The 25,556-nt window shown below is 54.2% G+C and carries 25 protein-coding genes; 14 read left to right on the top strand and 11 right to left on the bottom strand.

The features are described from left to right. The first annotated feature begins 28 nt into the window (after window positions 1-28). The 4 genes from speE to A3L08_RS00445 all read left to right on the top strand — a co-directional run bounded on the left by speE (window position 29) and on the right by A3L08_RS00445 (window position 2,781). Window positions 29-901: a polyamine aminopropyltransferase gene (gene speE / locus A3L08_RS00430; protein WP_088853169.1), complete on the top strand. Its 873-nt coding sequence runs from the start codon at window positions 29-31 to the stop codon at window positions 899-901. 117 nt (window positions 902-1,018) lie between these two features. Further along, the gene (locus tag A3L08_RS00435; RefSeq protein WP_088853170.1) at window positions 1,019-1,669 is read left to right on the top strand and encodes a hypothetical protein; all 651 of its coding nucleotides are present in this window, start codon (window positions 1,019-1,021) and stop codon (window positions 1,667-1,669) included. A gap of 82 nt (window positions 1,670-1,751) precedes the next feature. After that, window positions 1,752-2,564, top strand: a complete 813-nt coding sequence (locus A3L08_RS00440) for a hypothetical protein (protein ID WP_088853171.1) — start codon at window positions 1,752-1,754, stop codon at window positions 2,562-2,564. Window positions 2,565-2,637: 73 nt separating this feature from the next. Then, window positions 2,638-2,781, top strand: a complete 144-nt coding sequence (locus A3L08_RS00445; RefSeq protein ID WP_088853172.1) for a DUF7128 family protein — start codon at window positions 2,638-2,640, stop codon at window positions 2,779-2,781. 145 nt (window positions 2,782-2,926) lie between these two features. Here A3L08_RS00445 and A3L08_RS00450 read toward each other — a convergent pair whose 3' ends face one another. Continuing rightward, window positions 2,927-3,931, bottom strand: a complete 1,005-nt coding sequence (locus A3L08_RS00450; RefSeq protein WP_088853173.1) for a cell wall-binding repeat-containing protein — start codon at window positions 3,929-3,931, stop codon at window positions 2,927-2,929. 45 nt (window positions 3,932-3,976) lie between these two features. Next, window positions 3,977-4,651, bottom strand: a complete 675-nt coding sequence (locus A3L08_RS00455) for a metal-dependent hydrolase (RefSeq protein WP_088853174.1) — start codon at window positions 4,649-4,651, stop codon at window positions 3,977-3,979. Window positions 4,652-4,903: 252 nt separating this feature from the next. Here A3L08_RS00455 and A3L08_RS00460 point away from each other — a divergent pair, with 252 nt between their 5' ends. The 6 genes from A3L08_RS00460 to A3L08_RS10045 all read left to right on the top strand — a co-directional run bounded on the left by A3L08_RS00460 (window position 4,904) and on the right by A3L08_RS10045 (window position 14,412). Next, window positions 4,904-6,370: a sodium/proline symporter gene (locus A3L08_RS00460; protein ID WP_088853175.1), complete on the top strand. Its 1,467-nt coding sequence runs from the start codon at window positions 4,904-4,906 to the stop codon at window positions 6,368-6,370. 137 nt (window positions 6,371-6,507) lie between these two features. Continuing rightward, on the top strand, window positions 6,508-7,884 hold the full coding sequence (locus A3L08_RS00465) for an acetate--CoA ligase family protein (RefSeq protein WP_088853176.1): 1,377 nt from the start codon (window positions 6,508-6,510) through the stop codon (window positions 7,882-7,884). An 11-nt stretch (window positions 7,885-7,895) separates the two neighbouring features. Further along, entirely contained in the window at window positions 7,896-9,836 is a 1,941-nt protein-coding gene (gene iorA, locus A3L08_RS00470; RefSeq protein WP_088853177.1) for an indolepyruvate ferredoxin oxidoreductase subunit alpha, read from the top strand. Next, on the top strand, window positions 9,833-10,441 hold the full coding sequence (locus A3L08_RS00475) for an indolepyruvate oxidoreductase subunit beta (protein WP_088853178.1): 609 nt from the start codon (window positions 9,833-9,835) through the stop codon (window positions 10,439-10,441). Before iorA ends, A3L08_RS00475 begins: the two co-directional genes overlap by 4 nt. Window positions 10,442-10,522: 81 nt before the next feature. Further along, window positions 10,523-12,157, top strand: coding sequence for a DUF2357 domain-containing protein (locus A3L08_RS00480; RefSeq protein ID WP_088853179.1), 1,635 nt, complete (start codon window positions 10,523-10,525; stop codon window positions 12,155-12,157). Next, window positions 12,154-14,412 (top strand): McrB family protein, encoded by a 2,259-nt coding sequence (locus A3L08_RS10045; protein ID WP_232461737.1) that lies wholly within the window; start codon window positions 12,154-12,156, stop codon window positions 14,410-14,412. The genes A3L08_RS00480 and A3L08_RS10045 overlap by 4 nt, the downstream gene beginning before the upstream one ends. A 166-nt stretch (window positions 14,413-14,578) precedes the next feature. On the opposite strand, the gene A3L08_RS00490 is transcribed toward A3L08_RS10045, so the two are convergent. The 3 genes from A3L08_RS00490 to A3L08_RS00500 form a co-directional block, all read right to left on the bottom strand. Then, on the bottom strand, window positions 14,579-15,151 hold the full coding sequence (locus tag A3L08_RS00490) for a TATA-box-binding protein (RefSeq protein ID WP_088853180.1): 573 nt from the start codon (window positions 15,149-15,151) through the stop codon (window positions 14,579-14,581). Between the two features lie 124 nt (window positions 15,152-15,275). Continuing rightward, a complete protein-coding gene (locus tag A3L08_RS00495; protein WP_088853181.1) occupies window positions 15,276-16,118 on the bottom strand; it encodes an SDH family Clp fold serine proteinase in 843 nt (280 codons plus the stop codon). A 73-nt stretch (window positions 16,119-16,191) separates the two neighbouring features. Then, window positions 16,192-17,901, bottom strand: coding sequence for a DUF505 family protein (locus A3L08_RS00500; RefSeq protein WP_088853182.1), 1,710 nt, complete (start codon window positions 17,899-17,901; stop codon window positions 16,192-16,194). Between the two features lie 141 nt (window positions 17,902-18,042). Between A3L08_RS00500 and A3L08_RS00505 the strand changes: the two genes are divergently transcribed. Continuing rightward, a complete protein-coding gene (locus A3L08_RS00505; RefSeq protein WP_088853183.1) occupies window positions 18,043-18,468 on the top strand; it encodes a DUF356 domain-containing protein in 426 nt (141 codons plus the stop codon). A 1-nt stretch (window position 18,469) separates the two neighbouring features. Here A3L08_RS00505 and A3L08_RS00510 read toward each other — a convergent pair whose 3' ends face one another. Then, window positions 18,470-19,009, bottom strand: a complete 540-nt coding sequence (locus A3L08_RS00510) for a multiprotein bridging factor aMBF1 (RefSeq protein WP_088853184.1) — start codon at window positions 19,007-19,009, stop codon at window positions 18,470-18,472. Between the two features lie 70 nt (window positions 19,010-19,079). Between A3L08_RS00510 and A3L08_RS00515 the strand changes: the two genes are divergently transcribed. Then, window positions 19,080-19,583: a GNAT family N-acetyltransferase gene (locus A3L08_RS00515; protein ID WP_088853185.1), complete on the top strand. Its 504-nt coding sequence runs from the start codon at window positions 19,080-19,082 to the stop codon at window positions 19,581-19,583. 12 nt (window positions 19,584-19,595) lie between these two features. Beyond that, the gene (locus A3L08_RS00520) at window positions 19,596-19,889 is read left to right on the top strand and encodes a hypothetical protein (protein ID WP_088853186.1); all 294 of its coding nucleotides are present in this window, start codon (window positions 19,596-19,598) and stop codon (window positions 19,887-19,889) included. 5 nt (window positions 19,890-19,894) lie between these two features. Here A3L08_RS00520 and A3L08_RS00525 read toward each other — a convergent pair whose 3' ends face one another. From A3L08_RS00525 to A3L08_RS00535, 3 genes are read right to left on the bottom strand one after another with little or no spacing between them, the layout of a single operon-like run. Then, entirely contained in the window at window positions 19,895-20,311 is a 417-nt protein-coding gene (locus A3L08_RS00525) for a Zn-ribbon domain-containing OB-fold protein (RefSeq protein WP_088853187.1), read from the bottom strand. Between the two features lies 1 nt (window position 20,312). Then, window positions 20,313-21,479 (bottom strand): thiolase domain-containing protein, encoded by a 1,167-nt coding sequence (locus A3L08_RS00530; protein ID WP_088853188.1) that lies wholly within the window; start codon window positions 21,477-21,479, stop codon window positions 20,313-20,315. A 10-nt stretch (window positions 21,480-21,489) separates the two neighbouring features. Further along, entirely contained in the window at window positions 21,490-22,542 is a 1,053-nt protein-coding gene (locus tag A3L08_RS00535; RefSeq protein ID WP_088853189.1) for a hydroxymethylglutaryl-CoA synthase, read from the bottom strand. Window positions 22,543-22,693: 151 nt separating this feature from the next. Here A3L08_RS00535 and A3L08_RS00540 point away from each other — a divergent pair, with 151 nt between their 5' ends. Further along, on the top strand, window positions 22,694-23,362 hold the full coding sequence (locus A3L08_RS00540) for a TIGR00266 family protein (RefSeq protein WP_088853190.1): 669 nt from the start codon (window positions 22,694-22,696) through the stop codon (window positions 23,360-23,362). 47 nt (window positions 23,363-23,409) lie between these two features. Here the strand turns inward: A3L08_RS00540 and A3L08_RS00545 are convergent, their stop codons facing one another. Together A3L08_RS00545 and A3L08_RS00550 are read right to left on the bottom strand one after the other, a co-directional pair. Further along, window positions 23,410-24,090 carry a fibrillarin-like rRNA/tRNA 2'-O-methyltransferase gene (locus A3L08_RS00545; RefSeq protein WP_088853191.1) on the bottom strand — a complete coding sequence of 227 codons (681 nt, stop codon included), beginning with the start codon at window positions 24,088-24,090 and terminating at the stop codon, window positions 23,410-23,412. Between the two features lie 5 nt (window positions 24,091-24,095). Beyond that, window positions 24,096-25,382 carry a C/D box methylation guide ribonucleoprotein complex aNOP56 subunit gene (locus A3L08_RS00550; protein ID WP_088853192.1) on the bottom strand — a complete coding sequence of 429 codons (1,287 nt, stop codon included), beginning with the start codon at window positions 25,380-25,382 and terminating at the stop codon, window positions 24,096-24,098. Between the last annotated feature and the right edge of the window lie 174 nt (window positions 25,383-25,556).

Raw genomic sequence — 25,556 nt, forward strand, 5'->3', positions numbered from 1 at the left:
AATGTCCTACCTAATCCCGGTGAGACTCATGGGATACAACGAGCAGGAAAGGGCTTTCATCGAATGGTATCCACGCGGTTATGGGGTTGGCTTCAAGGTCACGAGGAGGCTCTTCGAGACCCAGACCGATTATCAGAGGCTCGAGATCTACGAGACAGAGGGATTCGGCAAACTGCTCGTCCTCGACGGGACGGTCCAGCTCGTGGAGATAGGAGAGGAGAGCTACCACGAGGTTCTCGTGCACCCGGTTCTTCTCGCCCACCCCAATCCGAAGAGGGTGCTCGTAATCGGCGGCGGTGACGGAGGGACGCTCAGGGAGGTTCTGAGACACAAGACCGTTGAGAAGGCAACGATGGTCGAGATAGACGACGCCGTTGTCGAGGCATCCTACCTCTACCTCGACGTTGCCAAAGACCTGCTCGACAGGCTCATAAAGAATGAGGAACCACGGGCCGAGCTCATAATTGGCGACGGAGTGAAGTACCTGCGCGAGAGCGAGGAGAAGTTCGACGCCATAATAGTGGACTCTACCGACCCCGTTGGCCCGGCGAAGCTCCTCTTTTCAGAGGGATTCTACAGGGACGCTTACGAGAAGCTCAACGACAGAGGGCTGTACATCACCCAGGCCGGGAGCGTCTACCTCTTCACCAACGAGCTGCTAGATGCATACAGGGGAATGAAGAAGGTTTTCGACAGGGTTTACTACTTCAGCTTCCCGGTCATCGGCTACGCCTCACCGTGGAGCTTCCTCGTTGGCGTCAAGGGGGACATCGACTTCACGAAGGTCGACCTTGAGAGGGCAAAGGAGCTCAAGCTCCACTACTATGACCCAGAGAGGCACGAGACTCTGTTCCAGATGCCACGCTACGTCAGGAAGCTCCTCGAGGAGCAGGGCGAGTGAACCATTCCCTGCTCTTTCTATTCTCCCCCTTCATTGATGGACTCCTGCCACCGGAAACTCTGGAAAGCCTTATGAGGAGGTCATCCAATATTCGCAAGAAGCGAACGGGTGAGGTGAATGGGTAAGGACGAGGTTCTGGTAGAGATAGACAGGCGTATTAAGCGCCTCGAGGCTGAGATCTCGATGGCGGAGGAGAGGATGCGCTACCTAGAAGAGATAGGGGCGCCTGTCAAGTACAGGGCCCTCCAGAGGAAGGATTACACCGTCTACTACCTTATCCTCATGGGGGTCTGGATAGTCATAGGCATGCTGGCTCTCCTCCTCATGAAGAACCGCCTCCCGTACTACTTCAACGTCCCGCTCATGCCCTACTTCATCATAGCCCTCGTCCTCCTCGTCGCTCCCGCGGTTTACCTCATCTGGAGCCGGAGGGAGTCACCGCCGACCCCAATGGAGGACTTAGAGGAGAGGGAGAGGCTCTCCAGGGTGGTTCTAAACCTTTTCTACCGCCCGCTGAGGGAGGCCGTGGAGGAGAACGATATGGAGAAAATGCGGGCTCTCGCCGATGAGCTCCTTAGCAACCCCGTTTTAGCCAGCGGCGTTGAGAGGATGGCCGAGGGCGACCCAAAGCTCAACGCCTACGCCCTCTACCTCTACGCCAGCTACACGCCAGAGCTGGAAAGCGAGGTGAGGGATACCATCGAAAAGCTCACCAACAGGCCCCTGAAGGTCCTTCTATCCGGCCTACTGGAGAAAGAGAGGGACTGACCTCCCCTTCTGAAGAGCGAGGCCTTCGGGAGAAAAAGGTAACGTTATAACCCCACCTGCAGTTCTTCAATCGGTGATGTGCTTGAGGCTGGAGGTTCTCAGCAAGGAGGATATGAACGCCCTGTCGAGGGAGCTGAGCAGGGCAGGGATAATGAACAGGACGAAGGAGGAGGTTTCCCCCCAGATATCCCACTACATTGTCATCGAAGAAACCTACGCGGAGCTTCTCGAAAAAGCTGAGGGCATCGAGCCCCTGGAGGAATACCTTGAGGAGCTCAGGGCCGCCTACGAGGAGATGCTCGCTGATTGGAATGTTGGCGAGGAGAGGACTCTTGAGGGCCTTTTTGATGAGTCCGACCCTGGAAAGCTGATACTAGTAACCGCCCTCATGGAATCGGAGGCAGTCAAGGAGGACAACGGAAAGCTGATTCTGAAGGAAAAGCCCGCCCTCGACGTCCTGAAGGTTGAGCTCCGCTTCCCGATAGAGGAGCTCGAAGAATACCTTGAAGAGCTGGAGGAGCGCTTCAATCCGAGCATGGTCACGGAGTACATCCTCGAGAAGAACTACTACGTCGAGGTCATGGAAGTTGATAGAGAGCTCGTTGAGGCCGCCCTTGAGATAGCGGAGGAGTACGCCACGGAGGAAAGCTTAGTTGAGGCGATGTTCGACGGCATAGCCCGCTCCGTCCTGGCGGACGTCATACTCGAGCTGGCCGAGAAGCACAGGCGCAAGAACGAGCTGATGGAAGTCCTCATGGAAAGGGAGCCGATAGTCATCGAGGGCGAGCGCGAGAGGGTGAACATATACTTCGACGAGGAGGCTGTAGAGGACCTCTTGAAGGAGCTTCAGACGCTGGGCTATCTCAAGGTGAAGGGCAACAGAATATGGGTATGATTCCCCTTTCCGCCCTTACCCTTCCGTAAAATTTTAAAATCCCTCTTCTCAGCTAAGGCCGGAGGTGGTGGAAGTGGCGGAACTGAAGGCGGTTGTCTTCTATGACCGCGACGGTGTCCGCTACTACCGCTGCCCGCGCTGTGGAATGCTCTTCAGGGACTCCAAGGAGTACACAAGACACGTGAACAGGTCCCACGGGCACCTGTTCAGGAAGTGATTCTGCGAAGTTTTCGTTTGTTTTGTCCCTTCTCCCAACAGTTATCGGGATGAGGAGAACGGTCAGGGCTGAAAAAGTGATGAACGGTAGGGCTTTCCGACCGTTACTGTTTTCCTCTGAAAGCCCCCTTTAGGGGCGGAGAAGGTCAGTCTCTGATAATTATCTCCTTCGTGAGCTTCACTATGAAAGTCTTCCCAATCTTTTCCCTCTCGACGAGCTGCTTCTTCTCGAGCTCCTGAATAATCCTGCTTATAGTAGGCCTTGAATATCCCGTCAGCTCGGGAAGGTCTTCCTGCTTGACGGTTCCCCCTTTTTCAAGGATGGCCTTGACGACTATGCGCTCCTTCTCCGTGAGCACCTCTATCGGCACCTTGTTGGCCGCCCACTTTTTCTTTGCGTAGTAGAACGAGACCGGAACCGCGACGGCGAGTGAGGCCACCACAGCCAGTATCACCGTCATCCAATTGGTCTCCTTTGGCTGCTCGGGCACCTCTATCTTGAGGTTCTCCTTGAACCAATAAGTCTGGTAGCCCATCTCCTCGAGCTTCTTCTGGATGTCCTTGGACATACCAGCCCCCATCAATATAACCAAGTGGGGATGGAGTTCCTCCAGGGCGTGGACCGTTGAATCTGAAAGGGCATCCTCCTGCGTGAGGAGCATAGGAAGGTCACGTATACTCGCCCACCTGGCCGCGGCCAGGGCAGAGCCATAATCGCTTGAACTGGCCAGCACTACTGTGTCATGCCCACTAGGATAAAAATGGAGTGCCAGCTTTGCCGCCGTCTCGGTTCTGACCGCACCGCCGATTCTCTCCACAACGAAGCCTATGTTGAGCAACTCGTCCTGAACTTTATCGCTCACCGCTTGGGAATCGCCTATTATGAGAACGTGGTTCCACCCGAACTGGGCGTAGCTCTGGAGCTGGGCGATAGTACTCGGATCAAGCTCAGTGGGGTTGACCGGGAGAATCGGAACCCCCAGCATCTTCGCATAGGGGATGGCGATTATATAATCTATGAGGTCGTCGTCCCTGACGATTATCAAGTCATACTGGGGTTCCCACACCTTCTCCTGAGCTGAGGAGAGGGGAAGCAGGAAAGATGATAACACAACCACTACGAGCGTCAGAGCAACGGCCCGTTTAACCATTTCACCACCTTGAAAGGGGTAAGAGAAGCCCCTTAAAAATGTTTTTCAAAGCTCCAGGCTCTCCCCCGGTTCGAGGATAACAACCTCCGCTTTGTCCCCAACAAGCCTCTTGAACTCCTCGGGATCCTGAGCAATCGGCGGCCAGGTATTGTAGTGCATCGGGATTACCTTCCGGGGCTTCAGGAGCTCGACGGCCTTGGCAGCTTCCCTCGGCCCCATCGTGAAGTGTCCGCCTATCGGGAGCAGGGCAACGTCGATCGGCCCGTAGAGCTCGTTGAAGAGGGCCATGTCCGAGAACACGAAGGTGTCACCGGCGTGGTAAATCTTAACGCCGTCGATCTCGATGATGTAGCCACAGGCGTTGCCTATGCTGTACTTGCCGTCGCTGCTCGAGTGCCAGGCCGGAACCTGGACTATCTTGACCCCGTCGACCTTTGTCGGGCCGTAGTTCATGCCTATCGTGGTTATCCCACTGTTGTTCTCAACGAGGTAGTTGGCCACGTCGTACATCGCGACTATCTTGGCCCCCGTCCTCTGGGCTATCGCAACGGCGTCGCCTATGTGGTCGCCGTGGGCGTGGGTGACCAGGATGAGGTCCGCCTCAAGCTCTTCAGGCTTCGCCGCGGCCTTCGGGTTGCCGGTGAGGAACGGGTCTACCAGGATTTTCTTGCTCCCCTCGATCAGAAAGGCAGCGTGGCCCAGAAACTTCACCTTCACCATCGCCATCACCTCGGTGGTTATACTAACTCGAACTAACTTAAATCTTTCGGGGTGAGCAGTACTGTTACCTCATGGCATACCATTCTAAGGGGTCTTGGATTACGGGGCCGGGAGGTCACATCAAAGTCCGGAAAATAGAATTCTGTATTTTGTAACATGGTGCACATTGTCTGCATAAATAAGGACATTCAAGTACAGAAATGGCAAAACTTATAAATATGAACATCATTAAGCATAAATGGTGATTCAATCATGGAGAACCAAACCCAAATACTGACGGTTCTGGTTCTGTACCTTTCGTTTTTAATAGGTTTTGGAGTGTACCAGGGACGGAAGGCAAAGAGCGGTAAGGACTTCTCAATAGCCGGCAGACAGCTCCCGGGATGGGTGGCCGCGCTCTCGGAACGTGCCACAGGTGAATCCGCATGGGCCCTTCTCGGCCTTCCAGGATTTGCTTACGCCGCAGGTTTGTCCGCCATCTGGGTCGCGATAGGCTGTGTTGCCGGCATTATAGTGGCGTGGACCGTTTTTGCAGGCAGACTCAGGAGGGAGGCGGAGAAGTACGACGCCACGACATTCATCGACTACATAGCGAAGCGCCACGCTGACTCAGGTAAGTGGATACGAATCCTCGGAAGCTTCACAGTGGTGTTCTTCTTTTTCTTCTACGTCGGAGCCCAGTTCCTCGGTGGCGGAAAGACCCTCAACGCCCTCTTCGGCATTGACCCGAAGGTCGGCATGTTGATAACCGCGCTCATAATCCTGCCGTACACAGTCCTTGGAGGCCTCAAGAGCGTCGCATACACCGACACGGTCCAGGCGATAGTCATGATACTTACCCTCACCATAGCCCCGATAGTCGGTCTCGCCTACATAGCCAGCCATCCGGACGTCTTTGCCCACTCCGTTACCAGCGCCCTTGAGATGTCCGGCCCCGAATACTCATCGATCCTCGGCGGCCTCGCGGGGGGAGCTGCCCTCGTCTTCGTCATAGCGGAGTTCTCCTGGTTCTTCGGCTACCTCGGTGGAATGCCGCAGCTCAGCATAAGGTTCATGGCAATAAAGGACGAGAAGAACGCCAAGCTCGCGAGGAACGTCGGTGTCGGCTGGACCATCCTGGCCTACATCGGCGCGCTCCTCATCGGCTGGATTGGAATAGCCATCTTCGGTCCGGGCGGCCTCTCGGATCAGGAGCAGGTCATGCCGTCCGTGATGCTTAAGCTCTTTCCGCCTTTCCTGGCGGCGGTGTTCATTACGGGGGCCATAGCGGCCATGCTCTCAACGGCCGACTCGTTGCTCATCCTCTCGGCCACCGAACTCTCGGAGAACCTGCTCAAGCCTTTCGTCTACAAGGATGACTTCGACCCGAAGAGGAGCCTCAGGCTCTCGAGGATCAGCACCGTGGCCCTTGGAGTGATAGCGCTTATCACCGCCTACGTCGTCCCCTCGAACCTCATCTACACCATCGTAGGCTACACATGGGCGGGAATAGGAGACACCTTCTCGGTCATAGTCATCCTGACGCTGTTCTGGAAGAAGTTCCACGGAAGGGCAGTTCCGCCGACCATCGTGACGGGTCTGCTGTTCACGATATTCTGGATCAGCTCGGGACTCGAGGAGATTGTCTCAGCGAGGCTCATGACCTTCATCGTCACGGCAGTAGTCGCTGTGATATCGACCTACGCCCTGAAGCCAAAGGAGGCCGCCTCTACCGCTTGATTTCTATTTTTATCCATTAATGCCATTTTTGGCCCATCGGAGTCTTACTTATCCTCGCTCATGCCCTTATTTGCCTCACTGTCCGTTTTGAGAAAGCTTATATACGTTTCCGCTGAGGTTAAAGCGGTGAGTGACAGATGACGTTTGACTACTTCTTCAAGCCGAAGGCAATAGCGGTTATCGGCGCATCGAACGATCCCCTCAAACTCGGCTACGAGGTCTTCAAGAACCTCAAGAAATACAGCGGTGGGAAGGTCTATCCCGTCAACGTCAAGGACGAAGAGGTGCAGGGTGTTAAGGCCTACAAGAACGTGAAGGACATCCCCGACGAGGTTGACCTCGCCGTGGTGGTCGTTCCAAAGCGCTTCGTAAAGCAGACGATAATAGACTGCGGTGAGAAGGGCGTCAAGGGAATAATCCTCATCACGGCGGGCTTCGGCGAGGTCGGTGAAGAGGGCAAGAGGGAAGAGCGCGAGCTGGTAGAGATAGCCCACAGGTACGGCATGAGAATAGTCGGCCCGAACTGCGTCGGCATAATGAACACCCACAACGACATGAACGCCACCTTCGTCATGGACGCCAAGAAGGGGGATATAGCCTTCATAAGCCAGAGCGGAGCTTTAGGAGCAGGAATCATCTACAAGACCGTCAAGGAAGGAATCGGCTTCTCGAAGTTCGTGAGCATCGGAAACATGGCAGATGTCGACTTCGCCGAGTTCATGGAATACCTGGCGGACACGGAGGAGGACAAGGCCATAGCGCTCTACATCGAGGGGCTCAAGGACGGAAGGAAGTTCATGGAAGTGGCCAAGCGCGTTACCCAGAAGAAGCCCGTCATAGTCCTCAAGGCAGGGAAGAGCGAGAGCGGTGCCAGAGCCGCTTCAAGCCACACAGGTTCCCTCGCGGGTTCATACAAGATATACGAAGCTGCCTTCAAGCAGAGCGGCGTCATAGTTGCCGAGACGATAGACGACATGCTCAGCATGGCGAGGGCCTTCACACAGCCCCTGCCAAAGGGCAAGCGCGTGGCCATAATGACCAACGCCGGTGGCCCGGGAGTTCTTACAGCTGATGCGATAGACAAGCTCGGCCTTAAGCTGGCGGATCTTGAGGAGAAAACCATTGAGGAACTCCGCTCGTTCCTTCCACCGATGGCTGCAGTTAAGAACCCTGTTGACATGATAGCGTCAGCGAGGGGAGAGGACTACTACCGCACGGCCAAAGCACTTCTCCAGGACGAGAACGTCGACATGCTCATAAGCATCTGCGTCGTCCCGACCTTTGCTGGCATGACGCCAACGGAGCACGCCGAAGGAGTTGTTAAGGCGGTTAAGGAAGTCAACAACGGCAAGCCCGTCCTCGGCCTCTTCATGGCCGGTTACGTCAGCGAGAAGGCCAAAGAACTCCTGGAGAAGAACGGAATTCCGAGCTACGAGAGGCCGGAGGACGTCGCCGCTGGAGCTTACGCTCTGGTTGAGTTTGCGAAGGCAAGGGGAGTTTTGAAGGAGGAGTGAGGTGATTTTGGATGGCGAAGGTTACTGACATGGTATTATGGGACAAGCCGGGGGAGAAGGTTCTCCTGCTCGGCAACCAGGCCATAGCCAGGGGTGCACTCGAGGCGAACATAGCGGTCTACGCCGCCTACCCGGGAACCCCGAGCTCCGAACTTACGGACACGATGGCCGTCGTCGCCAAGAGGGCCGGTGTCTACATGGAGTACTCGACCAACGAGAAGGTCGCCTTTGAGACGGCTTTGGCCGCGGCATGGAGCGGCCTCAGGGCAATGACGGCGATGAAGCACGTTGGTCTTAATGTCGCCGCCGATACCTTCCTCAGCTCCGTCGGGATGGGCGTCGAGGGCGGCTTCGTCATAATGGTCGCTGACGACCCGAGCATGTGGAGCAGCCAGAACGAGCAGGACACGCGCGTTTATGCCAAGTTCGCCAACGTCCCGGTCCTCGAGCCGAGCGACCCGCACGAGGCCAAGGAAATGACCAAGTATGCCTTCGAGCTCAGCGAGAAGTTCAAGCACTTCGTAATTCTCAGGACGACCACAAGGACCTCCCACGCGAGGGGCGATGTAATCCTCGGCGAGCTTCCTGAGGAGATAAAGCAGGCAAAGAGAAAGTTCGGAAAGTTCAACAAGGACCCGAGCAGGTTCGTTGACGTCCCCTCAAACGCAAGGCGCTTCCACCCGATAGTGCTGGAGAAGATTGAGAAGATACGCGAGGAGCTCAACGCGTGCCCGTTCAACTGGATTGAAGGAGACGAGAACGCCAAGGTCGGTATAATCGCCCCCGGCCTCAGCTACGCCTACGTCAAGGAGGCCCTCCACTGGCTCGGCGTTGAGAACGTGAAGATTCTTAAGCTCGGAACCCCGTTCCCTGTCCCCTACGGCCTGCTTGAGAAGTTCATGGATGGCCTCGAGAAGGTTCTCATAGTTGAGGAGCTTGAGCCCGTCGTCGAGGAGCAGGTCAAGACATGGGCCTACGACAGGGGGCTGAGGATACCAATACACGGCAAGGACCTCGTGCCGAGGGTTTACGAGATGACCACAAGGAGGGCCGTAACGGCGATAGCCAAGTTCCTTGGCCTCGAGACCCCGCTGAACTACGAGAAGCTCGACGAGAAGTACAAGAAGGCCCTCGAGATAGTCCCGCCGAGGCCCCCCTCACTTTGCCCGGCCTGCCCGCACAGGAACAGCTTCTTCGCTATAAAGAAGGCCACGCACTCAAAGGGCATCTACCCGAGCGACATAGGATGTTACACCCTCGGTCTGCTCCCGCCGCTCAACGCGGTTGACACCACCGTTGCGATGGGCGGCTCGATAGGCATCGCCCACGGTCTCGAGATAGCCCAGCACGGCTCCCTGAGCGAGGAGCAGAGGAAGAAGGAGAAGAAGATAGTTGTCGCCACAATCGGTGACTCGACCTTCTACCACACGGGCCTTCCCGCTCTGGCCAACGCGATATACAACCGCTCCAACGTGCTCGTAGTCGTTCTCGACAACCTCGTTACCGCTATGACCGGTGACCAGCCCAACCCGAGCACCGGCCAGACGCCGCACGGCATGGGTAAGAGGATTCCGATAGAGGACGTCGCCAAAGCGATGGGTGCCGACTTCGTAGCGGTGGTTGACCCCTACGACATAAAGGCAACCTACGAGACCATAAAGAAGGCCCTCGAGGTTGAAGGAGTAAGCGTCGTCGTCTCAAGGCAGGTCTGTGCCCTCTACAGGATAGGCCAGATGAGAAAGAGAGGCGAGAAGTGGCCGATATACTACGTTGACGAAGAGGCATGTACCGGATGCAGGCTCTGTGTGAACGCCTACGGCTGTCCGGCCATCTTCTGGGACGAGGAGAAGAAGCAGGCGAGGGTAGAGCCCACCATGTGCTGGGGCTGCGGTGGATGTGCGCAGATCTGTCCGTTCGGTGCCTTCAAGCCCGTAGAGGAGGGAGAGGAATGAAGGAGTACAACATAGTCATCACCGGTGTCGGCGGTCAGGGTGTCCTGACTGCCGCTAACATACTCGGATGGGCCGCGCTTCACGCCGGCCACAAGGTGAGGATGGGTGAGGTTCACGGAATGAGCCAGCGCTTTGGAAGTGTGGTCTCATACGTCCGCTTCGGCGAGGAAGTCTACGGCTCGATGGTCCCCGAGGGCAAGGGCGACGTCATCCTCGCCTTCGAGCCTGTCGAGGCTTTGAGATACATCAACTACCTCAAGGAGGGCGGGATGGTCGTTGTTAACACCAAACCCATAGTTCCGGTCCAGGTCTCGATGGGCAAGGCCCGCTACCCCGAGCTGGAGGAGATAAAGAGGATCGTCGAGGAGGACTTCAAGGGCAAGTGGATAGGCTTCAACGCCGAGGAGCTTGCCATGAAGGCCGGCCATGTGGTCACGACCAATACCGTCCTCATCGGTGCCCTCACGCAGGTCCCGGAGTTCCCGCTCGATGCGGAGCACGTGAGGGAAGTCATAAGGCTCAGCGTCCCGCCGAAGGCCGTCGACATGAACATGAAGGCCTTCGACCTCGGAATCGAGGCCGCCAAGAAGATTCTGGGGCTTTGATTGTTCCTTCGTCCTTTTGCATCTTTTGTTCTTTCCAAAATGCTTATTAGAATCCAAGAAGAATGACTTTTTGGTGCAGCCATGGAGTGTATTGATGGAACGCCGCTCGATGGTTGGAGAATATTCTCCGCTAAAGCGGGCTGTCGAGCATTTAAAGGAAAAGATAAGCTCTATCTAATTGAATGGACGGACTATTATGTCGAAGGCACGAATAACAGTCTCAAAACGGTTTTAATCAACGGCAAACCCGCGAGAAGACTCAAAAACGGGCTCTTTGTTGTATCCTTCGGAAATTTCGTTGGCCTTTCTGAGCTGGTTCTTCTGTTTGAAAGCGGCAAAACAACAAAAGTTCCCGTTGAGGTTCTTTCACTCAAAGTTTCAAGGATGTACCCAGAGCTTTTCTCCTCTTTTAGTGGACACTGGATTGAAAGACTCTCACGCCTCCAGAACGCCTTTGTGGAGACATTAACCGGTGAAATTCTTCAATATTCAAGTGCAATCCCCTTCCACTTAGAGTCTCCTACTGGATTCTCGACCCTAGAGAGCGACGAGCCAATTAACGAGCTCTTCGCCTACCGCTTCCTCCGCTCGAACGGTGAAAGAATCATCGAGGCCTTTGAGACTGTACTCCGCAGAATGAAAAGGAAGCTCGTGGTTGAAGAAGAATTGCTGAGGCCCGACGAGGTGGATGAGATAACTCCAGAAGCCCTTCTCTCAATCGTTCAGCACCCAGAATATCTGGCTCCTGCGGGAGAGGGCGTTCTGATAGCGGACTACCTGAACGGATATGCCCCAACCAAGGTCTTGGGGTATATGAAGTACGAAAGCTTCGACACTCTAGAGAACCGCTTTGCCAAGTATTTTCTCAACCTGCTCATTGAGTGGAGCGAGAGGGTTATAGAAACCCTCGGTGAAAAGAAGGCAAATCTGGGGCCGATTAAAGAACTCCGCGGAGAGCTTGAGTTTATAGGAAGTGATGGAGTCTGGGACGACGTTGGTGGGATGACGCTCTTCCATTACACTTCCCAGACGCTTTTGAAAGGTGACGGCTACCGCGACCTTCTGGAGCTTTACAGGGAATTCACAGCCCGTGTGCCGTTCTTCGAGGAGTTGCAGAGGGCAACAGACAACAAGGACATCGCCAAGCTCTACGAGTACTGGGCCTTCTTCGGGCTTGTAGAAGAACTTGGAGAGATTCTTGGAAAGAAAGAGCTCAAAGTCCGCATACTTCCTTCAGGTGAGCTTTCCGAGAGGGGAGACGTTTACGCTGAATTCGACAACGGCTGGAGGCTTTACTACAACAAGCCGCTCTCCCCTACTAGGTGGAGCTATTCCGTTTCGCTCAGACCGGATTTTTCGCTCTTTAACGGAAACCCCTCAAAGAAAAGCACGGAGCTCATCGGGGTCTTCGACGCGAAGTTCAAGCTCGACGTGGTGGATAAGCCAAAGAAGATAGAAGAATTCGATGAGGAAACTGAAACCGCAGAAAAAACGGGGAATTACGAGACATGGGCAAAGCTGGAGGACGTTTACAAGATGCACACTTACCGGGACGCTTTGGGATGTAGGTTTGCGGTCGTGGTTTATCCTGGAGAGAGGAGTGTGTTTTTTGACATGAACCGGGGCAAGGTCGGAGGATTTGCTCTGGAGGAAGTTTTGACCGGGGAACTGAACGGCGTTGGTTATTTGAGGCTTGTTCCGGAGGTGAAAAAATGATTGAGAAAGCTGAGCTTAGAGAATTAATTAGGGAGTATTGTCATACCGAACTCAACAAGGCGGAGGAATGGGCTGACAAGAATATCCAAGAGTTCAGGACAACCCTCAATGAAATTAAGAATACAGGCAATTATGAGCTTCTGAAAGATGCCCTCCGTTATCTGCATTCTGGTAGAAATGCACTTAGGTTCCACATCAAAACTTCATCTGATTTGAAGAACATCTGGGAAAAGTTCCTTAAGGAGATTATTGAAACAAATCCAGAAAAAATTTTAGAAGACATTGATGAACGCTTTGAGAGATGGAGCCAAATAAAAGGAGTAGGAAAAGGGCTTGTATCTGAGGCCATAGCTTTTTATTATCCAAATCACTTTGTCCCGTGGAACAATACTGTTGACTGGTACTTCCAGGAACTAGGATGGGGAAAGCCAACTAAATATTCAGAAGTTCTCTCCCGGCTTAGAGAATTAAAAAGGTTATTCAAGGAAGAATGCGCTTATCAGGATATTAACTTTGTTATTGTAGATCACTTTGGCTGGTGGCTCAAGAATAGAAAAGACAACAGCAGTAATGGGAAAACCCATGTCTACATGGAAATAACAAAAACCCCTGGCAAAATCTACACGGAGAACCATGTTGGCCGTTTTCTCTGGTCCCCTGCAGATGAAAAATATTGGAATGGTCGCTACGGGAAAATGGGTCTCTTAAAGGTGGGTGATATAATTCTCCATGATGTTCATGGCAAGATTATCGGATATTCAGTCGTAGCAGAGCCCCTTAAAGAGCTAACAAAAGAGGAAGTTATGAACCTCTTTGAAAAAACGGGGATTTGGAATGAAAAGTACAGGGAATTTGCAGAAAGTTGGTTCAAAAAGTCCCAAAATGGGAAGTTTTATGTTGTTGAACTTAGCGGCTTTAAGAAACTAGATAGGCCTGTTGGATACACCAAAGTCGAAGGTTTGCCAGATCCATGGGAACTTCAGGGAGTGTATCTGATCGATATATCCCCCAAAGTCCTGGAGAAGCTGGGGATAGCCCAGGAAGGTGTTGATACAATGGTCATTAAGTTGGATGAGTATTTTACCTCAAAAGGCTATCTCTACCCCTCATACCTAATCGCCCAGTTCTACACCGCTCTCAAGACCAAGGGCTTCGTTATCCTCTCTGGCCTCACGGGGACTGGAAAGACAAAGATCGCCCAGGAACTCGCGGAACTGCTGGATGATTCCGGGAAAAACTTCCTCTTCCTATCTGTCCGCCCGGACTGGCGCGATTCCAAAGCTCTACTTGGCTATTACAATCCGCTGAATGGAAAGTACCACAAAACAAAACTTCTTGAGTTCATATTGGAAGCCAAGAGGGACTACGAGCAAAACCGGGGGGATGCAAAGCCCTATTTCGTTCTCCTCGATGAGATGAACTTGGCCCACGTCGAGTACTACTTTGCCGACTTCCTGAGCGTCCTTGAAAGCGGCAGGGACGAAGATGGATTCACGAGAGAACCGCTTAAGCTTCATGGTGTGGACAAGGTTGAGGAAGAAGGGATTCCCAAAGAAATCTATCTTCCGCCGAACCTCTACATCATTGGGACGGTCAACATGGACGAAACCACTTACGCCTTCAGCCCGAAAGTCCTTGACAGGGCTTTTGTCGTGGAGTTCCATGACGTTGATCTTGAAGGCTATCCTCCAGAAACCGATGAACCCACCCTGGAGGCCATAGAAAGCCTTAGACGCACGATCCTTAAAGACTTAAAAGGACCTAACGGAAAGTTCCTCTCCCGCTCAAAGGACGAGCTAAACGAAGCTGTAAGGGAATTCAAGGGCAAGCATTTGGACTACCGGGAGATTCTAATAACCCTCAACAAAGCCCTCGAACCCTACGACATGCACTTCGGCTACCGTGTCGTTGACGAGATTGCCCTCTTCTTCAAGAGCACAAAGGAAAGTGAGGAGGCCGGCATTGTTGAATTCGAGAACGATGATGAGATCTTTGACCTTGCTCTCCTGATGAAAGTCCTGCCCAAGTTCCACGGCAACAGGAAGAAGCTTGAAAAGCCCCTCAAGGAGGCATTAAAGCTCTGCCTCGCGAAGGACTCAGGCCTTAAAGTTAACGAGCTTAGAAGTGCGGATATCGTCGAAATACTGGGAGACTGGGAAAACCAGAAAACAAACTTCCGCTTCAAGCACACTGCCAGGAAAGTTCTCCGCATGCTCAGGCAACTCTATGAAATAGGCTTCGCGAGCTTCAGTTAACTCCCTTATTTTATACCTACCCTCGCAAATTAACTTATCCCTGGCAAGTTGCAGCTTTCACCTCTCTCTAAATCCCTTTGACTCCAAAGGTGATCGCCAGGGGTGTGGTCTTTGGGTCTGCATCCAGGAAAACGGGAGAATATAGAATCTAAAAGGCCAGAGGCCTTCACCATTCGTCCTCTTCCTCAATGAGGCCGTACTTCTCCAGCTCGCGGAGGAGCTTTCTGACGGCTTCCCACGCGTCGTGCTCGCTTTTTGCACCCGAGCAGACTATCTTTCCGGAGGAGAAGAGCAGTATCACGGCCCTCGGCTCCTTGACGCGGTAGATGACGCCTGGGAACTGCTCCGGCTCGTACTCACAGTTGGGCAGGCTTAGGGCAACCGCGTCGAGGTTGAACTCCATGCCTATGTCTCCGCTGAAGACCATGTTCTGGATGTCTATCTGCGGGGCGCGGGCGAACTTGGCGCCTATCTTCTTGAGCATCTGGATGAGCTTGTTGACGGCCCTCTCGATGTCCTCGACGCTCTTGGCTCCGGTGACGACCAGCTTTCCGGAGCTGAATATCAGAAGAGCAACCTTCGGCTCCTCGAAGCGGCATATGATGCCTGGAAACTCTTCCGGGTTGTACTTAGAGTTCGGGCAGATTTCAATGACCTTCTCAAGGTTGAGCTGGGCGAACAAATCAACAGAAGCGACTATATTTTCAATCCTGAGCTTTACATTGCTCATGTCCACCAAGGTTTACACCTCCAAATGGTGGGTTTAAAAACCCTTTATAAATGGGGGCTGTTGCTTTTTAAAGGTTTAGGTCACAGTGTCTTAACAGGTACATGCATGCAGTGAAATAAAAAAAGAACTGGAATCATTTTTTGCTCTCCTGCCTTACGGGGTAAGGCATGAACTCCACGGTGCCCCTCTGTTTGACCGGCTGCTTGTAGAGCTCCATGAGTGCGTAAACTTCCTCCGGGACATCTGTCTCAACGTGGAGGCCCAGTTCCCTGGCGTGGTCAACAGTTATTGGATAGTCGTGGGTCCACCTGCCCTCGGTGAGTATCTGGGCCAGTTCCTTGGCCTTCTCCTCGCCGTATTTGTCCTTAAGGAGGTTGTAAACGAAGTCTCTAACCTGCTTTATCGCCTTTTCCGCGACGTCTGCCAGGATAAGCGTCTGGTCGTCGACCTTCTCCGGGCCCTTCTTTTCAACCGCCCTGAGTATGCTCGGAGCGGGGTACTGGCCGAGCTGTGGGTCAACCGGGCCGAGGACTGCGTTGGGATCCATAATTATCTTGTCTGCGGCTAAAGCAATCAGGGTTCCTCCGCTCATCGCGTAGTGGGGAACTATGACGCGGGTCTCTGCGGGGTGTTCCTTCAGGGCCTTGGCAATCTGGGTTGCAGCAAGAACGAGTCCACCCGGTGTGTGGACTATCAGATCGATCGGCTTGTCCTTCGGTGCCGTTCTTATTGCCCTGAGGATCTCCTCGCTGTCCTCGATGCTTATGAACTTGTAAACGGGTATGCCGAAGAGTCCTACGCTCTCCTGCCTGTGTATCATGGCTATTACCGTCGAGTTCCTCTTTCTGGCGAGCTGGGCCATGATCCTCGCCCTTGCCGCCTGGAGTGCCCTGAACTGAAGCTGGGGCCACATCAGCAGGTAGAGGAAGAACAGCCACCACAGCAGAGAACCAAAAAATCCGCTAAGGGGGTCCATGGTTTTCACCTTCCTTATTTTTGTCTTTGTGTCTTATAAACAATTTGGACAACAAAAAGAAAGAACGGTAGCGTCAGATAGCCATATACGCCTCCACCAAAGTCTTTCCGGCCTCGGTCAGGCTCTTGCTTCCAAGGAAGCCAAGCTCGCGGAGCATCGTTAAGGCCTTCTTTATCTCGTCGTCGCTCAGGCTGAGGTGCTTCCTGATGACGTCGACCTCTTCCATCTTGTAGCCTCTTGCCTCTCCCTTCTCCTTCCAGATCCTGTTGAATGTCTCGAGGTTGTCGTAGATGACCTTGAGCACGTTGTAGAGCGTCGGCGTGACGCTGAACTTGACCTTTACGATCTCCTGGAGCTTCGCGTTCTCAAGTGCCGTCTTGACCTTTTCTCCGAGCTCGGTTAGCTTAACCATTTCGTTCTGGAGCTCAACGACGAAGCCCTTCGCCTCCGCTTCACCGATTGCCCTCACTATCTCCTTCTCGTCGCCGCCTACGTAGTTCTGGACGAGCTCAATAAGTTCGTTCCTGTGTATGTATTTCTTTTTCGGCAGTTTCGCGAGTATCGCGGCATCGTAGCGCGTGAGGTAGGGCTTCCTCCTTATCTCTCTGCTGAGCTTGAGGTAGAAGCGTCCCTTGTCGGTAATGCCCGCCTTGACGACTCCCTCTTCCTGGGCCTTTATTACCCACTCGGCTATGGGCACGTCACCGCTCTCCGCGTAGGTTACGGCCTTCATGGCGTCTGGACTGACCGTTCCGAAAGTTATCGCTTCCTTACCCCACTCGGTGAGCCAGTAGGTGTCCTTGTTCTTGACGAGCCTTCTCTCGATTAGCTCCTTGCTCTCGAGGAGGTGGAGCACCGCTCCAAGGTCTTCAACATCAACTCTCTTGGCGATTTCCTTCTCGGTCGGGAGTATATCAGGGTTCGTCTCGTACTTCTTCTCGATCTCCTGAATCGCCTTGAGGACATTCAGCTCGTCTTCGAGCAGATAAATCGGGAGAACCTTCTCTTCAACCCTTCCCATCGCCTCGTAGGTTTCCATCATGGCCTTTCCAAACTCAGTGGCTCCCCTCTCGTCGCTGAGTCCCATGCTCTCAAGCTCGGCGTTGGTCTTGCCCGCTTTAAGGGCCTCGAAGTCCTCCTTCCTCAGGACTATGGCCCTTGCAAAGACCGGAATCATGTTCAGGGCCCTCAGTGCAAGCTTCGCCGCTGGAGTGGTGGTGAAAGCCCTTCCCTTCTCCGTCGGCGGTGATATCAAGAGCAAACGCATGGCCTGGAGAGCGTTGACGATGTTGTCGCCGTAGAGCCTTGAGTTCTTGAAGGTCACCAGCTCGTCGAGCGTTCCGAGCTTGGGCATTCCCCTCAGGAACGACGCTATCTCCGGGGTCAGGTAAACAACTGGATGAGTCTCGCGATAGATCTGGAGAAGTGCCTTTCCAAACTCGGTGAGGCCGTTCTCATCGGCCAGCTTCCTCTCCTTGAGCTTTTCAAGCCAGCTTTCAGAGATTTTCCCCGTTTCCTCAAGGAGCTCGAGCATCTTCATAATCTCGGTGTCCGCTATAACGTCCGGCAGTTCCGCGAGGTTGAGCGAGTCGCTTATCTCGAGGAGCTTTCTTCCCGCCTCCGTTAGCTTGATCTTTCCTCCTTCAAGCTCGGCAAAGCCGAGGATGTAGAGCTCTATAGCCCTTATCTGGAACTCCTCCGGCAGTTTGGTCTCAATCTCGGCCTGGCTCTCGGTCTTCTTCATTTCCCTGAGTATCTCGATGTGCCTCTTCTTCAGGTACATACCTACACCTCCTCCCGTATTGGTTTTCTCCCTTAATAAACCAACCGCCCCATTTTAAAAACATTAAGTTTTTAAAAATTTCGGTAACTAAAATCTGCAAACCTTAATAAGCCCAACCGTTAAAGTGGAGGTGGTGAGACCATGAGAAACACGATCGTTTTGGTGAGAACCGACAGCTTTCAGAAGGCCAGCATTGCCCTGGCAGACCTCGTCCGCTACGGCGGCATGAAGATCCGCGGTGACCCACGGATAATTCCACCGGCCCTTTCGGACTGGGCCTTTGAGCAGATAAGCGGTGAGAAGCCCAGGAGGAAGTTCAGGGCACACGTCGTTGCCCAGATAGACCTCCCGCCCGCCAAGGCGATAGGAAGGCTGATGGACATACATCCGCCGGCCCACGTTCTTGTAATTCCTCCCGATACTGAAGTCTGGGAAGAGCTGATGCGCCTCTGGAAGACGTTCGAGAAGCTTAAGGGCTTCCACCCGCCAAAGAGGACGAAGGCGGAGGAGCTCAAGCGGAAACGGGAGAAAAAGACAGACGGGGAGTGGGAGTTAGAGGAGTTTTAACTCACTTCTTCCGCTTCTTGATCCTTATGTTGGCGATGTCCCCCAAGGTTGGCTCGTAGTCCCTTGGGATGGTCTTCTTTTCCAAGAGCTCCTCCCCACCGCTCTCAATGAGCTTTATCTTGAAGTACCTCTCAAGCTTCTTAGCCTCCTTGATGGTCGGCTCGCGGTGGCCGTGGGCTATGGCGCGGAGGTCATTCATGGAAAGCCCTATCTCCTGGGCCAGCTCCTGGTAGCTCTTCTTCGAGCGCTGTATGGCCTGATAAACCCTCTCAGCGTAGTCCTCCACTATTTCCTCGGTGACGAGTGGCCTCTCGGTTCTAGGCTTCGGAGCAGGCTTCGGCCGTGATGGCTGCGAGTAAGTCCTCCTGGCCGGCTGCCTCCCCGTTGGCATTATGCTGAACGTGCCGGGCTTTTTGCCTCCGTACTTCTCGTAACAGCGGTCGCAGACGAGAACCTCGGCACCCTCGAGCCTTATCCTGTGACCGGGTCCCCTTATCGGTGCGCCGCATATCTCGCAATATTTAGGCTTGGCCTTCCCCATTCCTATCACCTTCTTGCTCCACTTAAGGCTCGGAGTCAGGCTTTTTAAACCCCACGATGAGCTTATATCGATGACGGAGGTAAAAGTGGAAAAGCTCAAGGAGTTCAATCAGGAGATCCTCGAGCGGCTGATAGAGATTTACATGCGCGGCTACGAGGGAATGCGCGAGTACGGCGGCGAGGGCGAGAGCTACGCGAAGCGCTATCTTAGGTGGTGCTGGGGAAAGGCCAAGGACGGCTTCTTCGTGGCGAAGGTCGGCGACGAGATAGCGGGCTTCATAGTCTGCGACAACGACTGGTACAGCAAGTACGAGGGCAGAACGGTTGGAGCCATTCACGAGTTCGTGGTGGACAAGAAGTTCCAGGGGCACGGGATAGGTCACAAACTCATGGAGAAGTGCCTTGATTACCTGAGTAAATACAATAACAGGATAGAACTCTGGGTCGGTGAGAAGAACGAGGGGGCGATGAGGTTCTACGAGGGCTACGGCTTCAGAAAGGTGGGCCAGAGCGGGATATGGGTGCGGATGGTAAAAGACGTACGAAAGGATGATAAGGGATCTGGAAGAGATTAAAGGGGTGGAAGAATGCCGTGCATAAAGCCACCTCAGCCGGAGAAGGTGAAGGAATTGAAGGAGGAGAGCTTCATACGCGAGGGCAAAGGCAAGCTCAGAGTAGTCATCGAAAGCGAGAATGAGAGGCTTGAGACCACCATTAGCGGTTCTCTGAAGAGTGTCGATGAGATAGCGGAGATGCTTGGCGTTGAAGCAAAAGAAGGGAAGATAGAGACCGTCGTCGACGGCGTGAAGTTCAGAATGAAGCGCGGAAAGCTCGAGCTTGAGTTTGAAAACGGAGATAAGATGAGAATAGAGAAGGCCTGAGGCCTTCACTCTTTTTGCGGCTTGAGAACCGGCCTGAACTTGTAGGCGTAGAGGATTATTCCATCCTCGTCGAACTCCCTGACCTTCCTCGTGACCATCTCGACCTCCATGCCGAAGTCTATCTCTTCCGGTTCGACGTCAGTGAGCTGGGCCAGAACGACCGGCCCCTCCTCGAGCTGAACGAGAGCCAGCGGGTAGGGCTTGTAGTACTCGAAGCCGCTCGGAGGGTTTCTCACTATAGTCCAGCTCACGACCTTGCCCTTCCCGCTGAACTTGTGCTTCTCCACGTTCCTGCTGCCGCAGACTGGGCAGATCTCTCTGTACGGGAACATCAGATGACCGTTCTCGCACTTGCCACCTATGAGGGCGTATTTCTCCTCAAAGTGCCTCCAGTGCCGGGCAACCTGCATCGGCTTCCCCATTTCAGACCCTCCTAAGGATGTTAACCGTTATGTTCGAGCCGGTACCACCTATGTTCTGGGTCAGGCCGACCTCGGCGTCTGGCACCTGTATTCCCTCTGGCGCCTCGCCGCGGAGCTGGAGAACCGCTTCGACCGTCTGGTAAACACCGGTGGCTCCGACGGGGTGTCCCCTCGCTTTCAGTCCGCCCATCGTCTGTATCGGGTAGTCGCCGTCTATGGCTATCTGGCCCTCTTTCGCTAGCATCGCACCCTTGCCCTTCTCGGCAACGCCGAGGGCTTCGAGGCTTAAAGCGGCCATCACGGTGAAGGCGTCGTGAACCTCGAAGAAGTCGATATCCTTAGCAGTAACGCCGGCCATCTTGTAGGCCTTTTCAGCGGCAACCTTTGCTGCCTTGAGCGTGAGGAAGTCCTCCCTGTTGGCGAGGTTGATGGTGTCTATGGCCCTCCAGAAGCCTGCCAGTTCAACCATCCCCTCCTTCGGAACGCCGAGCTCCTTTGCTTTCTCCTTCGAGGTTATTATAACGGCCGCGGCTCCGTCACACATCGGTGCCGCATCGAAGAGCTTTATCGGGTCGGCGACGTAGGGGCTGTTGAGAACCGTCTCAAGCTTTATCTCCTTCTTGAACATCGCGTATGGGTTCTTGGCACCGTTTCTGTGGGCGTTGACCGCGAAATGTGCCAGGTCCTCCTCGGTGTAGCCGTAGGTCTTCATATAGAGCCTCATGATGAGCGCGTTAAGGGCGACGAAGCTCGCCCCATGGAAGAGCTCCCATTCGGCATCGGCGGCGTAGCCGAGGAAACGTGTCGCGTCGCTCGGCCATGCGTCGGTCATCTTCTCGACACCGACAACTGCCACAACGTCCTCAAGGCCCGACATGACGGCCTTCGCTCCCTCCTGGACTGCCGCACCGCCGCTACCACAGGCCGCCTCAACCTTAACTGCCGGAATGTTCCCTAAGCCAGCCCAGTCAGCTATTAACGCTCCAAGGTTCTCCTGCTCGATGAAGGAACCGGAGGCCATGTTTCCGACGTAGAGGGAATCCACCTTGTCTATTCCAGCATCTTCCATTGCATTAAGCAGGGCCTCAACGGCCATGTCCCTCAATGACACCCTCCAGTGCTCGCCAACCGGAACCATACCAACTCCAATAATGACGGGTTTCTCCATCTCAACCACCTCACATTATGTACTTGCCCCTGTGCTTGGCATAGAGTGCGTAGTCAATGTACTTCTTCCTGTTCACGTAGTCCATGGTCTTCGGGGCGAGGTCACGCTTCTCCTCGATGGCGTCCTGCACAACGAGGCTGAAGGCGTCGCTTCCAGCTCCCGAACCGAAGGAAACCCACAGAATCCTGTCGCCGGGCTTGGCTATGTCGAGAACTGCCGAAACACCGACGAGAGTTGCCCCGCTGTAGGTGTTTCCTATTATCCCGCTGAGCAGTCCAGGGAGAACCTTCTCCTTTGGGATGCCGAGTATCTTGGCGGCGGTAAGCGGGAACTTGACGTTGGGCTGGTGGAAGACGGCGTAGTCGAAATCGCTCGGGGAGTAGTCAAGCTCCTCCATAAGGGTCTTGGCGGCGTTTATTATCTGGTGGAAGTAGGCCGGCTCGCCGGTGAAACGGTTGCCGTGTCTCGGGTAGTGCTCGTGCTGCCTCCTCCAGAAGTCCGGCGTGTCGGTTACGTAGGAATAGCTCGCCTCGAAGTACGCAACCGTCTCGGAACTCTTGGGGGCGAGGATGTAAGCGGCACCACCAGCCGCGGCGGTAAACTCAAGGTGGTCCCCAGGTCTCCCCTGGGAGGTGTCCGCTCCGATCGCCATCGCATAGTCGGCCATCTCAGAACCGACGAAGCCAATGGCCGCTTGTATTGCTTCGGTTCCGGCTTTACAGGCGAACTCAAAGTCGGCTGCATTTAAATCTGGAGTTGCCCCAATCGCCGCCGCTATGACGGTTCCGCTCGGCTTGACCGCGTAGGGCTTGCTCTCAGTTCCTAACCAAACAGCCCTAATAAGTTTGGGGTCAATTTTAGCTCTCTTGAGGGCGTTTCTCGCCGCTTCAATTCCTATGGTTATGGTGTCTTCGTCAAGACCGGGAACGGACTTCTCCTGGATGGGGAAGCTCGAAACTCCCCAAACCCTTCCTATCTCTTCCGCTTTGATTCTATACATCGGCACGTAGGCGCCGTAGCCGATAATACCAACCTCGCGATTTGGCTTCAGGAGTTTTCCCATGGGGCATCACCTGCAAAAGTTGAACATAACCTCGCCTAAGGTTCAGGGGGCAGTTATAAAAGTCTTTCGGTGAAAGTAAAAGAGCTTTTCGACGATCGACTATAAACAGGTATTTAACATGGAAGTGTGAGATACTATGAGGTGAATTTTGATGAGATACAGCATAGAGCACAGACCAAGCTTTTCTCTAGTGGAGATAGAGCTCGATTCCGGGGAAGCCGTCCAGGCCGAGGCGGGGGCCATGGTACACATGAGCCCGAACATAAGGATGGAAACAAAGGCAAAGGGCGGCGTTTTCGGTGCCCTGAAGCGCTCCATGCTCGGTGGGGAGAGCTTCTTCATCAACACGTTCAGGGCAGAAGGCGGACCTGGAACAGTAGGGTTTGCACCCTCATATCCAGGGGACATAGAGGCCTTTGAACTGGACGGAACGCTTTACGCCCAGAGCGGTGCCTTTCTGGCAAGCACTGAGGGAATAGACATAGACACCAAGTGGGGCGGCGCCAGGACCTTCTTCGGAAGGGAGGGACTGTTCCTCCTCAAGATGAGCGGAAAGGGGACGGTCTTCCTGTCGAGCTTCGGGGCGATATACAAGAAAGAGCTCCGCAACGAGCGCTTCGTCATCGATACCGGCCACATGGTTGCCTTCACCGAGGGACTTGATTTCAACGTGAGGCGCGTTGGTGGTTTGAAGAGCACCCTCTTCAGCGGGGAAGGCCTCGTCGCCGAGTTTTATGGGACGGGGACGCTCTACATCCAGACGAGGAGCCTCGACAGCTTCCTGAGCTGGATAATCCCACACCTACCAGAGAGGGACTGATGGATCCTAAATCCATTTATTCTTTTAAGGGAGATAAAAACGGAAGCTCAAGGCTTCCTAACGACGAAGAGCGCGTGGTCCTTCTCGTAGGGCTCAAGCGAAAGCCTCTCAATGACCTCGAAGTACTCGGAGAGCTCCTTCTCAACTTCATTGAAGACCTGCTCGGGCTCTTTCGTCACGTCAATGCTCCTGCTCTTGACTGAAATCATTCCGTAGCCGCCGCTCTTTAGGTAAACCCTGGCGTTGTCTATGAGGATTTTCGCCTGGGTCGGCTGGGCCACGTCCTCGAAGATTACATCCACCTTTGGAACGAGCGCGCGGTAGCCCTCTGGCTTGGTTGCATCGCCGAGTATCGGCACGATGTTCCTCCTCTCCTCGACGATTGGGACCAGTTCCCTCAGAACCCTCGGCGAGAACTCGACGCCGAAGACCTTGCCCTCCCAGCCGACGATGTCACTGACGTGTGAAGCGGTAGTTCCGCTCGCAACGCCGAGGTAGAGCACCGTTGAGCCCGGCCTTATCGGGAAGTTCTTGAGGCCGTTGAGTATCGCCGCGCCGAGCTTCGACCTGCTCGGGTTCCATATCCTGTATTCCTCGCCCTCCGCCTTGATCAGCCTCTCCCCGTAGACCTTTTGACCGGGGACGAGGTTCTTCGTGGCTATCTTCTCGCTCCCGTCCTCATCGATGAAGACGTAAACGCCCGGGAACTTGTGCTTCTTAACCCTCATCTCAATCACCTCTTGTTCTTAGACTTCTTTTTCTTGGGCTTCTTGTCCTTCCCGCCTTTTTCCTTCTTACCCTTGGCCTTCTCCTTCTTCTCGAACTTCCTGCCCTTTTCGTGCTTTCCGCCCTTGCCCTTGAATTTCTCCTTCTTTTTCTTCTCGGGCTTGGCCTTCCTCTTCGGCGGGTTCGGGTACTTCTGCTTTATTTCCTGGATGCGCTGCTCTAGCTCCTGCTTCAGCTCCTCGGCTATGTATTCACCGGAGAAGTAGTCCACCCTCGCGGCAATGGCGAGCTTTCCAGCTAAAGCCCTCGCTATCTTACCCCTCTGCCACCAGGGCGAGCGGTTTATTGCCGGATACTGGAAGATGACGCCGTGCTTGGGTGGCTTGGCCCCGCTCCTGAGGTGCCTGAAGAGGGCCTTCTCCGCTCCAAGAACCTGTATTGTCGAGGCGGGCATCATGGCCAGCTCTCTAAGCCCGCCGGCAAGGCTCATGAGCCTCGCGGCCAGCTTCGCTCCAACCAAAGCTTTAAGGTTCGGGGCTACCTCGTCCATTGCAGTTTCAAGGTAGTCCTCTATCTGCTTCCTCAGTTTGTAGAGGTCGTTTATCTCGCTCGCGAGCTTTTTGATTATGTCCTCGTCGAACTTGCCGAGCGGTGCGCCCATCGACTTCTCGGCGGCCTTCAGAATTTTCTCGATCTTGCCCTCTGGGAGGCCGAGCGACTTGAGCCTCCCCTCCGTGGCGTTCTCCTTCGCTCCTACAGTGCTCACGAAGGCGACGTACTGCTCGTGCTTTGGCAGAATCTCGTCCAGTTCAGGGAAGTGGAGACCGTACCACTCCCTCAGGCGGGAGACGAGGAGGTTCGTGACCTTGTCAATGTCGTCGAGGGCCTCGATGGCCTGGATTATCATCTTGTCCCTTGCACCACTCTGCTCCTGTATGCGGAGCCTCGTTAAAGCCACTCCGACGCTGAAGTACTCGTCGAACCACTTCTCTCCAAGGAACTCCTCCGGGTTCGAGCGGAGCTTTTCTCCAGCCACGTTCGGGAACTCCGCCGTCGCGCTGTAGCCGAGCTCCTTGAGGTTCCTCGCGAGTTCGGTATCCTCAACAACGAACTCTGTGTACCCTCTCTCGCCCAGTTCGTCCATCAGTTCCGTAAGCTCGTCAACCGGCTCACCCTTTAGAAGCCTGTCTAGGCTTATCTCGGGCTTTCCAGCGAAAGATCTGGTCGCGATGAGGTTACCGTCCTCGTCAAAGGCGTAGACACCCCTGACGTTTTCAGCGATGTAAGCTTTCATCATCATCACCCTCTCAGTTTTTGTTTCCGAAGTATAAAAGGGTTAGGCGTTTTAAACCCTTGCGTGTATTCGTTTTGCATCATGTTCTCATGATACTCGCTGAGGAAAAGGAAGTCCCGTGAAAGCCTACACGGAAGCCTTCAGCACGGGAGATGTCGAAGGCTAAAAGCCTTT

The sequence above is a fragment of the Thermococcus pacificus genome, assembly GCF_002214485.1.
GTDB lineage: Archaea > Methanobacteriota_B > Thermococci > Thermococcales > Thermococcaceae > Thermococcus > Thermococcus pacificus.

Coding starts and splice junctions, on each gene's coding strand:
- speE (WP_088853169.1), top strand. CDS start 29: ATGGGATACAACGAGCAGGAAAGGGCTTTCATCGAATGGTATCCACGC.
- A3L08_RS00435 (WP_088853170.1), top strand. CDS start 1,019: ATGGGTAAGGACGAGGTTCTGGTAGAGATAGACAGGCGTATTAAGCGC.
- A3L08_RS00450 (WP_088853173.1), bottom strand. CDS start 3,931: ATGGTTAAACGGGCCGTTGCTCTGACGCTCGTAGTGGTTGTGTTATCA.
- A3L08_RS00455 (WP_088853174.1), bottom strand. CDS start 4,651: ATGGTGAAGGTGAAGTTTCTGGGCCACGCTGCCTTTCTGATCGAGGGG.
- A3L08_RS00460 (WP_088853175.1), top strand. CDS start 4,904: ATGGAGAACCAAACCCAAATACTGACGGTTCTGGTTCTGTACCTTTCG.
- A3L08_RS00465 (WP_088853176.1), top strand. CDS start 6,508: ATGACGTTTGACTACTTCTTCAAGCCGAAGGCAATAGCGGTTATCGGC.
- iorA (WP_088853177.1), top strand. CDS start 7,896: ATGGCGAAGGTTACTGACATGGTATTATGGGACAAGCCGGGGGAGAAG.
- A3L08_RS00475 (WP_088853178.1), top strand. CDS start 9,833: ATGAAGGAGTACAACATAGTCATCACCGGTGTCGGCGGTCAGGGTGTC.
- A3L08_RS00480 (WP_088853179.1), top strand. CDS start 10,523: ATGGAGTGTATTGATGGAACGCCGCTCGATGGTTGGAGAATATTCTCC.
- A3L08_RS10045 (WP_232461737.1), top strand. CDS start 12,154: ATGATTGAGAAAGCTGAGCTTAGAGAATTAATTAGGGAGTATTGTCAT.
- A3L08_RS00495 (WP_088853181.1), bottom strand. CDS start 16,118: ATGGACCCCCTTAGCGGATTTTTTGGTTCTCTGCTGTGGTGGCTGTTC.
- A3L08_RS00500 (WP_088853182.1), bottom strand. CDS start 17,901: ATGTACCTGAAGAAGAGGCACATCGAGATACTCAGGGAAATGAAGAAG.
- A3L08_RS00505 (WP_088853183.1), top strand. CDS start 18,043: ATGAGAAACACGATCGTTTTGGTGAGAACCGACAGCTTTCAGAAGGCC.
- A3L08_RS00510 (WP_088853184.1), bottom strand. CDS start 19,009: ATGGGGAAGGCCAAGCCTAAATATTGCGAGATATGCGGCGCACCGATA.
- A3L08_RS00515 (WP_088853185.1), top strand. CDS start 19,080: ATGACGGAGGTAAAAGTGGAAAAGCTCAAGGAGTTCAATCAGGAGATC.
- A3L08_RS00520 (WP_088853186.1), top strand. CDS start 19,596: ATGCCGTGCATAAAGCCACCTCAGCCGGAGAAGGTGAAGGAATTGAAG.
- A3L08_RS00525 (WP_088853187.1), bottom strand. CDS start 20,311: ATGGGGAAGCCGATGCAGGTTGCCCGGCACTGGAGGCACTTTGAGGAG.
- A3L08_RS00530 (WP_088853188.1), bottom strand. CDS start 21,479: ATGGAGAAACCCGTCATTATTGGAGTTGGTATGGTTCCGGTTGGCGAG.
- A3L08_RS00535 (WP_088853189.1), bottom strand. CDS start 22,542: ATGGGAAAACTCCTGAAGCCAAATCGCGAGGTTGGTATTATCGGCTAC.
- A3L08_RS00540 (WP_088853190.1), top strand. CDS start 22,694: ATGAGATACAGCATAGAGCACAGACCAAGCTTTTCTCTAGTGGAGATA.
- A3L08_RS00545 (WP_088853191.1), bottom strand. CDS start 24,090: ATGAGGGTTAAGAAGCACAAGTTCCCGGGCGTTTACGTCTTCATCGAT.
- A3L08_RS00550 (WP_088853192.1), bottom strand. CDS start 25,382: ATGAAAGCTTACATCGCTGAAAACGTCAGGGGTGTCTACGCCTTTGAC.